General features: G+C 39.9%; 12 protein-coding genes. 10 read left to right on the top strand and 2 right to left on the bottom strand.

The window, feature by feature from the left end; genetic code table 11:
* Positions 1 to 42 precede the first annotated feature (42 nt).
* The 5 genes from pepN (at position 43) to rraB (ending at position 5,423) form a co-directional block, all read left to right on the top strand.
* On the top strand, positions 43 to 2,652 hold the full coding sequence (gene pepN, locus F542_RS08020; protein ID WP_015431997.1) for an aminopeptidase N: 2,610 nt from the start codon (positions 43 to 45) through the stop codon (positions 2,650 to 2,652).
* A 61-nt stretch (positions 2,653 to 2,713) separates the two neighbouring features.
* Positions 2,714 to 3,130 (top strand): DUF805 domain-containing protein, encoded by a 417-nt coding sequence (locus F542_RS08015; RefSeq protein ID WP_015431998.1) that lies wholly within the window; start codon positions 2,714 to 2,716, stop codon positions 3,128 to 3,130.
* Position 3,131: 1 nt separating this feature from the next.
* The gene (gene yihA / locus F542_RS08010; protein WP_015431999.1) at positions 3,132 to 3,767 is read left to right on the top strand and encodes a ribosome biogenesis GTP-binding protein YihA/YsxC; all 636 of its coding nucleotides are present in this window, start codon (positions 3,132 to 3,134) and stop codon (positions 3,765 to 3,767) included.
* Positions 3,768 to 3,781: 14 nt separating this feature from the next.
* Positions 3,782 to 4,999 carry a polysialyltransferase family glycosyltransferase gene (locus tag F542_RS08005; RefSeq protein ID WP_025267256.1) on the top strand — a complete coding sequence of 406 codons (1,218 nt, stop codon included), beginning with the start codon at positions 3,782 to 3,784 and terminating at the stop codon, positions 4,997 to 4,999.
* Positions 5,000 to 5,003: 4 nt separating this feature from the next.
* Positions 5,004 to 5,423: a ribonuclease E inhibitor RraB gene (gene rraB / locus F542_RS08000; protein ID WP_015432001.1), complete on the top strand. Its 420-nt coding sequence runs from the start codon at positions 5,004 to 5,006 to the stop codon at positions 5,421 to 5,423.
* Positions 5,424 to 5,456: 33 nt separating this feature from the next.
* On the opposite strand, the gene tusA is transcribed toward rraB, so the two are convergent.
* A complete protein-coding gene (gene tusA / locus F542_RS07995) occupies positions 5,457 to 5,696 on the bottom strand; it encodes a sulfurtransferase TusA (RefSeq protein ID WP_015432002.1) in 240 nt (79 codons plus the stop codon).
* Positions 5,697 to 5,705: 9 nt separating this feature from the next.
* Between tusA and pepQ the strand changes: the two genes are divergently transcribed.
* The 5 genes from pepQ to pyrG all read left to right on the top strand — a co-directional run bounded on the left by pepQ (position 5,706) and on the right by pyrG (position 13,252).
* Positions 5,706 to 7,007, top strand: coding sequence for a Xaa-Pro dipeptidase (pepQ, locus tag F542_RS07990; protein WP_015432003.1), 1,302 nt, complete (start codon positions 5,706 to 5,708; stop codon positions 7,005 to 7,007).
* 96 nt (positions 7,008 to 7,103) lie between these two features.
* A complete protein-coding gene (gene argH / locus F542_RS07985; RefSeq protein ID WP_025267255.1) occupies positions 7,104 to 8,480 on the top strand; it encodes an argininosuccinate lyase in 1,377 nt (458 codons plus the stop codon).
* 159 nt (positions 8,481 to 8,639) lie between these two features.
* Positions 8,640 to 10,589 (top strand): TonB-dependent receptor plug domain-containing protein, encoded by a 1,950-nt coding sequence (locus tag F542_RS07980; RefSeq protein ID WP_015432005.1) that lies wholly within the window; start codon positions 8,640 to 8,642, stop codon positions 10,587 to 10,589.
* A 146-nt stretch (positions 10,590 to 10,735) separates the two neighbouring features.
* A complete protein-coding gene (locus F542_RS07975) occupies positions 10,736 to 11,515 on the top strand; it encodes a substrate-binding domain-containing protein (RefSeq protein WP_015432006.1) in 780 nt (259 codons plus the stop codon).
* Between the two features lie 102 nt (positions 11,516 to 11,617).
* Entirely contained in the window at positions 11,618 to 13,252 is a 1,635-nt protein-coding gene (gene pyrG / locus F542_RS07970; protein ID WP_015432007.1) for a glutamine hydrolyzing CTP synthase, read from the top strand.
* A gap of 77 nt (positions 13,253 to 13,329) precedes the next feature.
* Here the strand turns inward: pyrG and F542_RS07965 are convergent, their stop codons facing one another.
* Positions 13,330 to 13,836 (bottom strand): DUF2301 domain-containing membrane protein, encoded by a 507-nt coding sequence (locus tag F542_RS07965; protein ID WP_025267254.1) that lies wholly within the window; start codon positions 13,834 to 13,836, stop codon positions 13,330 to 13,332.
* Positions 13,837 to 13,839 lie beyond the last annotated feature (3 nt).

The following is a 13,839-nucleotide window of genomic DNA, read 5'->3' as shown; positions in this document are numbered from 1 at the left end:
TATACTAAGCCATACTTTTCCGTCTCTTTTCAAGGATAAACTATGCAACCAAAAGCCAAATTCAGAAAAGATTACCGAGCTCCTGATTTTACGATTACTGATATCTATCTTGATTTTCTACTTGATCCAAATGAGACACTTGTGACCTCACGTTTAAGTGTAAAACGCCAAAACGATGACGCGACACAGCTTAAATTAGATGGACATAGCTTTGAACTGCTTGGGGTTAAATTTAACGGAGAATCATTTTCCGATTATCAACAAGACAATGAAAGTTTAACCCTGAATTTGGCAAACTTGCCTGCCGCGCAATTTGAGTTAGAAATTCAAACCCGCCTTATTCCAGCAAAAAATACGTCTCTACAAGGCTTATATCAATCGGGGGATGGGCTTTGCACGCAGTGTGAAGCAGAAGGTTTCCGTCAAATTACTTATATGCTTGACCGCCCTGATGTGCTTGCAAAATATCGCACAAAATTGACCGCTTGTAAGGAAAAATACCCTTTCTTACTTTCTAACGGCAATCGTATTGCACAAGGCGAACTTGACGATGGTAAGCATTGGGTTGAGTGGGAAGATCCTTTTCTTAAACCAAGCTATCTATTTGCTGTGGTAGCGGGTGATTTTGATTTATTACAAGATAAATTTACCACCAAAAGTGGGCGGGAAGTTGCTCTTGAAATCTATGTAGATAAAGGCAATCTCAACCGCGCAGGCTGGGCGATGGAAAGCTTAAAACGCGCAATGAAATGGGACGAAGAACGCTTTGGCTTAGAGTATGATCTTGATATCTACATGATTGTGGCAGTAGATTTCTTTAATATGGGCGCGATGGAGAATAAAGGGCTGAATGTCTTTAATTCTAAATTTGTGCTTGCTAACCCACAAACCGCGACCGATGATGATTATATGGGTGTAGAAAGCGTGATTGCTCACGAGTATTTCCATAACTGGACGGGTAATCGCATTACATGTCGAGATTGGTTTCAGCTGAGTTTAAAAGAGGGATTGACGGTATTCCGAGATCAGGAATTTACTTCTGATCTTTGGTCCCGAGCTGCAAAACGAATTGAGGATGTGCGTTTTTTACGTGCATTCCAATTTGCGGAAGATGCCGGCCCAATGGCACATCCAATTCGTCCAGAAAAAGTGATTGAAATGAATAATTTCTATACTGTAACGGTATATGAAAAAGGCGCGGAAGTTATCCGGATGATCCACACCTTGCTTGGCGAAGAAAAGTTCCAAAAAGGTATGCAGCTCTACGTGGCTGAAAACGATGGTAAAGCCGCAACCTGTGAAGATTTTGTCTCTGCAATGGAACGAGCAAGTGGTATTGATTTAAACCAATTTCGGCGTTGGTATAGCCAATCGGGAACGCCGGAATTGTTAGTTACAGATGAATATGATGAAGAGCATAAAACCTATCGTTTGCATGTTTCACAATCGACACCGGCCACCGCGGATCAGCTGGAAAAAGTGAATTTACATATCCCGCTGAAAATCGCGTTATATAGTGAAAATGGATTAAAAATCCGCTTACAGCAAGAGTTGGCAAGTGTGAGTGATATTTTAGATATTCAACATGAGCATCAAACATTTGAATTTCATAATGTTAATCAACGCCCTGTGCCTGCTTTGCTATGTGATTTTTCTGCGCCTGTGCGTTTAGATTATAACTATAGTAATCGGCAATTAATTACATTACTGCAGTATGCAGAAAATGAATTTATACGATGGGATGCGGCACAGATGCTTTTTGGTAATGAGCTTAAAGCGAATTTAGAGCGTTATCAACAGGATGAACCAATGCAGTTTTCGGAAGCGTTGTTGAATGCTTTAACACTCGTTTTAGAAAGAGCGAATGAAGATCCAGAGCTTACTGCGCTTGCGTTAATGTTGCCGAAAGAGACTGAATTTGCAGAGTTGTTTAAAGTTATTGATCCAGCAGGCATTGCTGTTGTGCGTGATTTTATGCAAAAAACGATTGCTGAAGGCCTGAAAGAGCGTTTATTGGAGCTGTATCAGCAAAATAGAGCGCCGGCATATCGTGTTGTGGCTGAGGATATGGCAAAACGCGCATTGCGTAATGTCTGTTTGAATTATCTTGCTTTCACCGAGCAGGGTAACAATTTAGTGTATCAGCATTATCAACAAGCGGATAATATGACCGATACCTTGGCAGCATTAACAGCGGCTACCAAAGCTCAACTGGCTTGTCGTGATGGGCTACTCAGTGATTTTGAACAAAAATGGCATCAAGATGGCTTGGTAATGGATAAATGGTTTGCGCTACAAGCGACTCGCCCAGATGAAAATGTGCTTGAATTAGTACAAAAACTCTTGGAGCACCGCAGTTTTGACTTTAAAAATCCAAACCGAATTCGTTCGCTGATCGGTGCATTTGCAAATCAAAATCCAAGGGCTTTCCATGCGGTGGATGGTTCAGGCTATCGTTTCTTAGTTGATATTCTGATTAAATTAAATGAAACTAATCCACAAGTTGCCGCGCGGTTAATTGAGCCATTAATTAAATTGGGTCGTTATGAGGCTCAGCGTCAAACATTAATGCGCCGAGGCTTAGAGCGCTTAAAAGGGCTGGATAATCTCGCAAGAGATTTATTTGAGAAAATCGAAAAGGCACTACAGTAAACAAGTTGGGACGCAATAATGCGTCCCTTTACACTAGCGTTCAAACAAGACGTAATTATCTATGAATATATTCCGCTTACTTTTTTCTTTCAATGGCAGACTAAATCGCCAAGGCTTTTGGATTGGCTTTGGTATAAATTTTCTGCTGCTATTTTTTTTGGCAAATTTTTGGAAAATGCCAAGCGCTTCCGATGCATTAAGTTTACTGCCATTACTGTTTGTAGGCTACAGTTTGGCAGCAGTTGTTACTAAACGATTACATGATCGTAATCGTTCCGCGAAGGCTTTATTTATGGTATTAGTCCCAGTTTTTTGTTACGGCATTTCGCTGAGTGCACAGGGGATTATGCAATTTTTACTTGGTGTGGTAATGCCGGTATTTATTGGTACTATTTTATTTATTGAATGGGGCGTATTTAAAAGTTTCCCTGAAGAAAATCAATATGGTAAGCAAGGCTTATCACTGAAACGGAAATAATATGACTGAGATTAAACTCAATTATCACAAAACACATTTTTTGACATCAGCTCCCGATATTCGCCATTTACCTGAAGATTCAGGGGTAGAAATTGCTTTTGCTGGACGTTCTAATGCAGGGAAATCAACCGCATTAAATGCATTAACTAACCAAAAAAGTTTAGCAAGAACATCTAAAACACCAGGGCGTACTCAACTGATTAATCTGTTTGAAGTTGAACCAAATTGTAAATTGGTCGATTTACCAGGCTATGGTTATGCGGCAGTGCCAGAGCAAATGAAATTGCAGTGGCAGCGAGCCTTAGGTGAATATCTCCAAAAAAGGGAGTCTCTCCGTGGTGTGGTAATTTTGATGGACATTCGTCACCCCTTAAAAGATCTTGATCAGCAGATGATTGAATGGGCGGTAGCTTCGGATTTACCCGTATTACTGCTTTTAACCAAAGCAGATAAACTTAGCCAATCTGCACGTAGCAAACAAGTCAAAATGGTACGTGAAGCGATTTTACCTTTCCAAGGTGATATTCAAGTAGAAGCATTTTCTGCTCAAAATCGCATCGGAATTGATAAGCTGGCGTGTAAATTAGATGGTTGGTTTGCCGAAATGTTGCACGCTGTACAAGCGGTTGAAATGTAGTGGAATTTTGCAAAATGGCAACGACTCAGAAAATTTGCGTTTATTTAGATTATGCGACGATTCCTTCGCTTAATTATATTTTACATTTTGCCCAACATTTTGAAGATCAAGAAACCATTCGTTTGTTTGGGTTGAGCCGTTTTCATATTCCTGAAAGTGTGATTCAGCGCTATCCGAAAGGCGTAGTGCAATTTTACCCAAACCAAGAAAAAGATTTTTCGGCACTGTTATTGGCGCTAAAAAATATTTTGATTGAAGTGAAACAGCAACAGCGAAAATGTGAAATTGAGCTGCATTTAAATCTTTTTCATTATCAGCTACTGCTATTACCGTTTTTATCACTTTATCTTGATACGCAAGATTATTGTCATTTGACACTGAAATTTTATGATGATGGTTCTGAGGCTATTTCTGCGTTACAAGAGTTAGCATTAGCTCCCGATCTTGCGGCACAAATTCAGTTTGAAAAGCAGCAATTCGATGAGCTAGTGGTAAAAAAATCATTTAAGCTAAGTTTATTGAGCCGCTATTTTTGGGGAAAATTGTTTGAGTCAGAATATATCTGGTTTAATCAAGCTATTTTACAAAAAGCGGAATTACAAATCCTTAAACAAGAAATCTCATCTTCTCGACAAATGGATTTTGCTATTTATCAGCAAATGAGTGATGAGCAAAAACAGTTGGTGTTAGAAATCCTCAATATTGATTTGAATAAGGTTGCGTATTTAAAGCAATTAATGGAAAACCAACCGAGTTTTCTCTTTCTTGGCACAACATTATTTAATATTACGCAAGAGACAAAAACTTGGCTTATGCAAATGCACGTTGATTTAATTCAACAGTATTGCCTACCATCAGGACAATTTTTTAATAATAAAGCTGGTTACCTCTGCTTTTATAAGGGGCATCCGAATGAAAAAGAGATGAATCAAATGATTTTAAGCCAGTTTAAAAATTTGATAGCGTTACCGGATGACATTCCATTAGAAATTTTATTGCTCTTAGGAGTTATTCCAAGCAAAGTGGGAGGCTTTGCGAGCTCTGCCTTGTTTAATTTTACTCCAGCTCAGATTGAGAATATTATCTTTTTTACGCCAAGATACTTTGAAAAAGATAATCGCCTGCATGCAACACAATATCGTTTAATGCAAGGGTTGATTGAGTTAGGTTATCTTGATGCAGAAAAAAGTGTCACCCATTTTGAAATAATGCAGTTACTAACAAAGGAATAGACGTATGTACGATGTAAACCAATTGAACCAAACAACGGATGAAATTATTTCATCTTTACTTGCTGATGGCTCAGATCCTGATGCCCTTTATATTATTGAGCACCATGTTGCTCACCATGATTTTGATAAGTTAGAGAAGCTGGTGGTAGATGCTTTCAAACTTGGCTATGAAATTTCAGAAGCCGAAGAGGTGGAAGAAGAAAACGGTGATGTGCTGTTTGTGTGCGACATTGTTAGCGAAATTAAGCTAGATGCGGCTTTAATTGCAGCTCAGCAAAAAGAGCTACTGCCGTTAATTGAGAAGCATGCCGCTATTTACGAAGGCTGGGGAACTTATTTTGAAGATCCAAACAACGATGAAGATGAATACGGCAATGACGGTGAGTTTTTTGATGACGAAGAGTTTGATGAAGACGAACGCTAGGCATAACAAGGGGCTTAAGCCCCTTGTTGCGTTTTATAACCCTTTTTTTACCCAGTAGCGGTAAGGCGTTTGTGCCGTTTCACTTTTGAGTAATTGATGATCCATAAACTGACAAAAGCTTGGAATATCTCGCGTGGTGGCAGGATCATCAGCAATAATCAATAACACCTCCCCATCATTCATATGACGAATGGTTTTACGGGTCAGCATAACAGGTTCTGGGCAACGCAGCCCTAGGGTATCTAAAGTTTGATTTATGGTTAATTTAGTCATTTTATTTCTATGAAACAGTTATTTGCACAGCATATTTTACGCATTCAAGGCATTGTTCAATCTGCCTTAGAATTAGCTCGTTTAGATGGATTATGGATTTATGCAGGACAGCCCAAATTACATTTTTTAGATGATCAAAGCGCACCATTTAAAATAAATCCACATTTTAATTGGATTTTTCCTGATCCTACAGCCGAACAGAGCTGGCTCTATTTAGATGGTAAAAATAAACCCAAAGTCTATTTTTATGCGCCACAGGATTATTGGCACGTGAGCCCTAATCCACCCATTGATAGTTTTTTTGCTGATGAATTTGAGTGGCATATCCTTAAACAAGCGGATGAAATGCCCCAATTTTTTGCAAATTTGCCATTCTATGCCTTTATTGGCGAGCAAGAGACAATGGCTTATGAGCTGGGATTTACGCAGGTTAATCCAAAAAAGGTGCTAAATGTACTCCATTTTGAACGTTCGATCAAAAGTGAATTTGAAATTGCCTGTATTCGACAGGCACAAAAAACCGCATTGCATGGACATCAAGTGGCAAAAGAAGCCTTTTTTGAAGGGAAAAGCGAGTACGAAATTAATCTTGCTTACTTACAGGCAACAGGGCAATCAGATACTAATGTGCCTTATGCGAATATTGTTGCAATTAATCAAAATAGTGCCATTTTGCACTATACCCACTTAGATAAAACCTGCCCTCAAAATCGACATAGTTTCTTATTAGATGCGGGTTCGACTTATCTTGGTTATGCTTCTGATATTACAAGAACTTATGCTGCTGAGCAGCATAGTGAGTTTGCAGAACTCGTTGCTAAAATAGATCAATTTAAGTTAGCCACCATAGCCAATTTGCAAATTGGGGTAAATTATTTAAGTTACCATACCCAAATGCACCAATGGATTTCTCAGCTGCTCTATGAACACGGTTTGGTAAAACTGCCCGCTGAACAAATTTTTGAAGAGGGGATTTCACGCACCTTTTTCCCACACGGTTTAGGGCATCAGCTTGGGTTACAAGTACATGATGTCGCAGGCTTTCAACAAAACGCTCGAGGTACGCATAAAGCACCACCTACGATTTACCCAAGTTTACGTTGTACTCGAGAGCTCGCTGAAGGAATGGTCTTGACGATTGAGCCAGGCTTTTACTTGATTGATATGTTGCTAAATTCTTGGCAAAACACACCGCTTGCACGTTTCTTTGATTGGCAGAAAATCGCATATCTCAAGCAATTTGGTGGAATTCGTTCAGAAGATAATGTGGTAATGCGATCTCATGGAGCGGAGAATTTAACGCTAGATTAAATAATTATTGAAAAAACTTGCATAATTATGCAATAATCGCACGTATGACAAGCGGTGCAAACTGCTCATTTTTTTACAAAAAATAAGGAATTTATTATGGCACTTTGGGGTGGTCGCTTTACACAAGCGGCAGATCAACAATTCAAATACTTTAACGATTCTCTACGTTTTGACTACCGTCTTGCTTTGCAAGATATTGATGGCTCAATCGGTTGGGCGAAAGCAATTCATTCGGTAGGGATCATTAGTGCGGATGAATTAGTGCAATTAATTGAAGCTCTCAAACAATTGCGTGCAGAAGTCTATCCAAATTTAGCGATTGTATTGCAAGAAGATGCAGAAGATATTCATAGTTGGGTGGAACAACAGCTCATTAAGCGTGTGGGCGATTTGGGTAAAAAATTGCACACAGGACGTAGCCGTAATGACCAGGTGGCAGTGGATATGAAATTGTGGTGTAAAGCCCAAGTCCTTTCTCTGCAAGAATCTATCCGCAATTTGCAAGCGAAATTGGTGGAAACTGCCGAAAATAATCAGCTCTCGATTATGCCGGGTTATACTCACCTACAACGTGCACAGCCGATCACTTTTGCTCACTGGTGTATGGCATATTATGAAATGCTTGAACGTGATCATAGCCGTTTAACCGATGCTTATCGCCGTATGAATACTTGTCCGTTAGGTTCTGGGGCATTAGCGGGTACCGCCTATGCGATTGATCGTGATAAATTGGCACAAGATCTCGGTTTTGAAACAGCTACCCGTAATAGCTTAGATAGTGTATCTGACCGCGACCACGTGTTAGAGCTGCTTTCTGCGGCAAGTATCAGTATGATGCACCTTTCTCGTTTTGCCGAAGATTTAATTATCTTTAACAGTGGCGAATGCCATTTTGTGGAGCTTTCAGATCGTGTTACCTCAGGTTCTTCTTTAATGCCACAGAAGAAAAACCCTGATGCGTGTGAACTTGTGCGTGGTAAAACAGGGCGAGTATTTGGAGCGTTAAATGGTTTATTGGCAACACTGAAAGGCTTACCGCTTGCCTATAACAAAGATATGCAAGAAGACAAAGAAGGCATTTTCGATGCAGTAGAAACGTGGCAAGCGTGCGTAAATATCTCAGCATTAGTGCTTGAAGATATTAAAGTAGACGTAGAAAGCACCACTGAAGCGGCAAAACAAGGCTATGCGAATGCAACTGAATTAGCCGATTACTTGGTTGCCAAAGGCATTCCATTCCGTGAAGCTCACCACATCGTAGGCGAATCGGTGGTGTATGCGATTAGCCAAAATAAAGCCTTGGAAGAGCTCTCACTCGAAGAATTTGCCCAATTCCATAGTGTCATTGCAGATGATGTTTACCCAATTCTGTCATTAGAATCTTGCTTGGCAAAACGCTGCGCTAAAGGTGGAGTAAGCCTTGAACGTGTTGCGGAGGCAATTGCTGCTGCAAAAGCTGCTTTGCAGATGTAAGTAAGCGGAGCATTTTTGACAAAATTTTGCAAATCCACACTATTTTAATGGTGTGGATTTTTTATGAATTTGTTTCATGTTTTGCATAAAATTCTTTCATTATGTTTCCCCATTCTGTGTCAATAGAATATAAAAATTGTGATTACCTAAGGGCTCTTTATGAAAAAAAATCTGATTACAACGACAATTTTATTGTCATTATCTGGCACTGTTTTTGCCAATGAACAAACTCAGCAAGTGGTTCTACTCGATGAGGTTAAGGTTTACTCAGCTTATGCTGCGCCTGTAAACCAAGATAAAACCGCTTCATCAGTAACAGTTTTAACTGAAAAAGATTTTAAGCAGCGTAATGCGACTTATGTTTCTGATGTATTAAAAACTGTACCGGGTGTCGCGATTGTTGCAAGTGGGGGACGTGGTACACTAACCAATATGTTCTTGCGTGGTGCAGACGCAAATCATGTTGCTGTGATTATTGATGGCGTTAAAGTCAATCCTGTCAATGGTAATGGCTATGATTTTGGCGGATTAAGCCTAAGCAATGTTGATCGCATTGAAGTATTACGTGGTGAACAATCTGCCCTTTGGGGATCTGATGCGATGGGCGGCGTGATCTATATCACGACGAAAAGCGGCTTGTATCAAGATAAAGCGTTTAACATTGATTTTGACTTTGGCGGTGGCACAAATAAAACCTCTGATGGCTCTGTAACTATTTCAGGTCATGACAATGGTTTCTATTATGCGTTACACGGCAGTAGCCATCATACCCGTTCTATTTCTGCTCAAAGCCGTGATACATTCCGTTATACCGCTGTTGATGGTACAGAATTTACAACAGGTGGGGCGGTTGAAAAAGATAAATTTCATAGCGATAAAGCCTCGTTAAAAGTGGGCTATGACGATGGTCATAAGGGTGTTGAACTTCTTGCTTCTCATTCAACCCAAACTGCTGCTTATGACGGTAGTATTGCCACTGAAACCAATTTCAATGACCGTACTCGTAGCCGTGAAACATTATTCCGTTTAGGCAGTTATGTTGGTAGCGATCAAGAATTATTCAAACATTCTGCAAGTGTTAGTCACGTAAAAACCGATAGTGATACGCTTGAATATAGTCAATGGACAAATAACGTTGGTCTCAGTACAGCCGATGCGAAAAAACTGAATGCTAATTATCAATTAGATGTAAACTTTGACCGTGAAGGCCCCGTAACACAGGCGGTGAGTTTATTAGCCGATTATCAAAAAACACATTATGATGCGGTTTCAAGTTGGGCAACGTTTGATAATAAACAACTTTCTGAAAAAAGTGTGGCGGCGGAATATCGTTATTTCCACGAAAATGATCACAGTTTAAGTGTGAGTGGTCGTTATACCGACAGCTCACAATTTGATAATTCGTTTACAGGTAGAATTTCTGCTGGTATTCGCTTAGCGCAAAATTTCCGTTTACACGGTAGCTACGGTAAAGCAATTCAAAATCCAGCTACCACAGAATTTTATGGTTGGAGCGGTTCATTTGTTGGCAACCCAAACCTTAAACCAGAGAAAAGTCGTGGTGGTGATGTAGGTTTGTTAATTGAAAGCACCAATAAACATCATAGCTTAGACTTAACTTATTTTGCACGTAATGTTACAGACTATATTGATAGCGAAGTGATTGATTCCACTACCTATGCTTCTCGTGCGATCAATTTAGATGGCACAACTAAAATCAAAGGTGTTGAAATTGCTTATAACGGTAAGTTTACCGATAGTTTAACTGGTTTTGCCAACTACACTTATACTCGTGCGAAAAATAATTTCGGTGTAGAACTCTATCGCCGCCCAAAACACCAAGCAAACGCTGGTATCCATTTCCAAGTAACGGATAAATTCGGTACTCAAGCAAGTTTAAGTTATGTAGGTAAACGTATTGATAACTATCCATACCTCACCAAAATGCCATCATACACGTTAGTGAATTTAGGTGCTGACTATCAGCTAAATGCCAACTTAAATGCTTATGTGAACCTAAATAATGTCGCAAATAAAAAATACGAAAATATCTTAGGCTACGGCCAATATGGACGTACTGTTTATGTTGGGTTGAAAGGGCATTTTTAATCAAACATTTAAGAACTTTATCCCTCTCCCTGATTTTCGTCTCTGAACAAGACGAAAATCTATCCCTCTTCCTTTGGGGAGAGGGGGGAGAAAGACAAAGGCTTTCGGCGGGAGAGGGGGCTCTTTACATTATTTTAATATCATCAATGAAAAATCTGATTTTTCTTTTTCCTTTTCTCTCAGTATTTGCCTACGCAGAACAATTCGTCTCGCTCAATCTATGTAGCGATCGTTTATTGGCAGAATTTGCCCGCCCTGAACAAATAGCCGCAATGTCGCCCTATTCTAAAAAGCCGTTGATGATGTTAGATAAGGTCAATATTGATAAGCCTATCGTTGAGCCACAATTGCTGGATCTACTGCCTTATCGAGACAAAACGATTTTGCTTAATGAAACCTTTTATCCCCAGTTAGTGAGTCAGCTTAAAGCCTACGGATTTAAACTTTTCCCACTCAATGATAATCCCCAAACGGCGGAAGAGCTATTTGAGTTGATGTTGCAGTTAGGCAAGCTCACCAATAATCAAGCCTATGCAGAGAATGTCGTTTCCTATTTGCGTTTGCAAAATTTTCAGCTAAATCAACCGCTTACAGATACACTTTTTCTTTCTGAGACGGGTATGGTGTATGCCCATTTGCCTCAATATCAAACACTATTGAAATTGTTAGGCTTAACGCCTTTAAAAAGTGATTTAACCGAACAAAATTTCTCATTAGAAAAACTCATTCTTGCTCAACCGAATGTACTGATTAAACTTGCAGATAGACAAGGGTATAATGAACGAGCAGAATTACTCAAACACCCTATTTTGCAAAAAATGTATCAAAATAAACCGCTTGCAACCTTGCCGATGAAATATACCTACTGTTTTGATCATGGTGTGTGGCAAGGGGCAGAGCAAGTCTGGCAGCAGTTACGGAAATAGGCATAGCCTTAAGCTGAAAAATCCTGTAAACTATGCTCCCGTCTTGATGGTACAAAACCATTCTTTATTCAATTCTGATTACTCCAATAAAAGGCAGCCAAAATGACAACGAATTATATTTTTGTGACGGGCGGTGTGGTTTCTTCTTTAGGGAAAGGTATTGCGGCAGCGTCTCTTGCATCTATTCTTGAAGCACGTGGCTTAAAAGTCACGATGATGAAATTAGACCCTTATATCAATGTCGATCCGGGTACAATGAGCCCAACCCAGCACGGTGAAGTGTATGTGACCGAAGACGGTGCAGAAACTGACTTAGACTTAGGTCACTATGAGCGTTTTATCCGCACTAAAATGACCAAAGCGAACAGTTTTACTAGTGGTAAAATCTACTCAGAAGTATTACGTAAAGAGCGTCGTGGCGACTATCTTGGTGCGACCATTCAGGTTATCCCACACATTACCAATGAAATTAAAGACCGTGTCATCGAAGGCTCACAAGGCTTTGATGTGGCGATTATTGAAGTGGGTGGTACTGTGGGCGATATTGAATCCTTACCATTCCTTGAAGCATTGCGTCAATTGGCGGTTGATGTTGGTCGTGAAAAAACCTTATTTATGCATTTAACGCTTGTGCCATATATCCCAACCGCAGGCGAAGTAAAAACCAAGCCAACTCAGCATTCAGTGAAAGAGTTGCTTTCTATCGGTATTCAACCCGATGTATTGATCTGTCGTTCAGATCGTATGATTCCACCGAACGAACGTTCAAAAATTGCTTTATTCTGTAATGTGCCTGAGCGTGCTGTCATCTCTTTAAAAGACGTAGGCTCTATTTATCAAATCCCTGCGTTACTCAAATCACAAGGTTTAGATCAATTTGTGTGTGATCGTTTCCACTTAAAAGCAAAAGAAGCGGATCTGTCAGAATGGGAACAAGTGCTTTACCAACAAGCCAACCCAACAGGCGAAGTCACTATCGGTATGGTGGGCAAATATGTGGAATTGCCAGATGCGTATAAATCGGTAAACGAAGCCTTAAAACACGCAGGCTTAAAAAATCGTTTAACGGTGAATATCAAATACATTGATTCGCAAGATGTGGAAACCAAAGGTGTTGAAGTATTAAAAGGGGTAGATGCAATTTTAGTGCCGGGGGGCTTTGGTTATCGTGGTGTAGAAGGCAAAATTATGACCGCCCAATATGCTCGTGAAAATAAAATTCCCTATCTCGGTATTTGCTTAGGTATGCAGATTGCCTTAATTGAATATGCGCGTAACGTCGCTGGCTTAGAAGGTGCAAACTCCACTGAGTTCGATAAAGATTGCAAATATCCAGTAGTCGGCTTAATTACCGAATGGAAAGATGCTGAAGGTAATGTTGAACAGCGTTCTGATGATTCAGATTTAGGCGGCACAATGCGTTTAGGCTCACAAGCTTGCCATTTAGTAGAAGGCTCAAAAGCAAGAGAAGTTTATGGTGCGGAAACCATTTATGAACGTCACCGTCACCGTTATGAAGTGAATAACTTACTTTTACCGCAAATTGAAAAAGCGGGGTTAAAAGTCAGTGGTTTATCCGCAGACCGTAAACTGGTTGAAATTATCGAAGTGCCAAACCACCCATGGTTTATTGCGGCCCAGTTCCACCCAGAGTTCAACTCAACACCACGAGATGGACACAAACTGTTTGAAGGCTTTGTAAAAGCGGCAAAGACTCATCAGGATAGTCAAAAATAAGTAAAAATAAAGGGGCGTTTAACGCCCCTTTGTTTTGTTTTCGAAAATTACTCCTATCCCGCGTAGCAGGAGGAAAATTAAACCTGATATTTCCCTTTGTCCCCAATATCAAAATGCAACGGCATTCGCCATTTCTGTACACTTAAAAATAAGGTTAAAATACTACACAAAATAGCAAGCGGTAAAAATAACCAAGAAATTTGCAAAACGACAGCAAGCCATAAAACGGCAAGCAAAATCGGCTGGAAATTCAATCCCCACACTCGGAAGCAAAAATATTCTTTATAGCACAGTCCCCCAATAACCATCAAACTCGCGCCAAAAGCGAGACTTTCTATCTTCCAAACTTGGCAAAGCAAGCCTATCCACATCACAAATTGAAATAAATAGCGGAAATTTTTCAGATACAGATGTAATGAAGAAGCGAGCATTGTGCCAGCGATGAGTAATCCAACCTGAGCCATAGAAGATTGAAAAGGCAGAAGTAATAACATTATTGCGGCTAGCACAAAGCCATTACGGTAGATGATCACCGTAAGATAATCCCAAAAATCCATGGGTGATTTAATATGTGGATCTGCCATTTG

It is taken from the genome of Bibersteinia trehalosi USDA-ARS-USMARC-188, assembly GCF_000521725.1.
Classification (GTDB): domain Bacteria; phylum Pseudomonadota; class Gammaproteobacteria; order Enterobacterales; family Pasteurellaceae; genus Bibersteinia; species Bibersteinia trehalosi.
Note: the sequence above shows the minus strand (reverse complement) of the source record. Positions and strands in the feature narration are given on the sequence as shown.

Excerpts from the sequence above, each read along its gene's own strand:
- pepN (WP_015431997.1), top strand. The coding sequence starts at position 43 with ATGCAACCAAAAGCCAAATTCAGAAAAGATTACCGAGCTCCTGATTTT.
- F542_RS08015 (WP_015431998.1), top strand. The coding sequence starts at position 2,714 with ATGAATATATTCCGCTTACTTTTTTCTTTCAATGGCAGACTAAATCGC.
- yihA (WP_015431999.1), top strand. The coding sequence starts at position 3,132 with ATGACTGAGATTAAACTCAATTATCACAAAACACATTTTTTGACATCA.
- F542_RS08005 (WP_025267256.1), top strand. The coding sequence starts at position 3,782 with ATGGCAACGACTCAGAAAATTTGCGTTTATTTAGATTATGCGACGATT.
- rraB (WP_015432001.1), top strand. The coding sequence starts at position 5,004 with ATGTACGATGTAAACCAATTGAACCAAACAACGGATGAAATTATTTCA.
- tusA (WP_015432002.1), bottom strand. The coding sequence starts at position 5,696 with ATGACTAAATTAACCATAAATCAAACTTTAGATACCCTAGGGCTGCGT.
- pepQ (WP_015432003.1), top strand. The coding sequence starts at position 5,706 with ATGAAACAGTTATTTGCACAGCATATTTTACGCATTCAAGGCATTGTT.
- argH (WP_025267255.1), top strand. The coding sequence starts at position 7,104 with ATGGCACTTTGGGGTGGTCGCTTTACACAAGCGGCAGATCAACAATTC.
- F542_RS07980 (WP_015432005.1), top strand. The coding sequence starts at position 8,640 with ATGAAAAAAAATCTGATTACAACGACAATTTTATTGTCATTATCTGGC.
- F542_RS07975 (WP_015432006.1), top strand. The coding sequence starts at position 10,736 with ATGAAAAATCTGATTTTTCTTTTTCCTTTTCTCTCAGTATTTGCCTAC.
- pyrG (WP_015432007.1), top strand. The coding sequence starts at position 11,618 with ATGACAACGAATTATATTTTTGTGACGGGCGGTGTGGTTTCTTCTTTA.
- F542_RS07965 (WP_025267254.1), bottom strand. The coding sequence starts at position 13,836 with ATGGCAGATCCACATATTAAATCACCCATGGATTTTTGGGATTATCTT.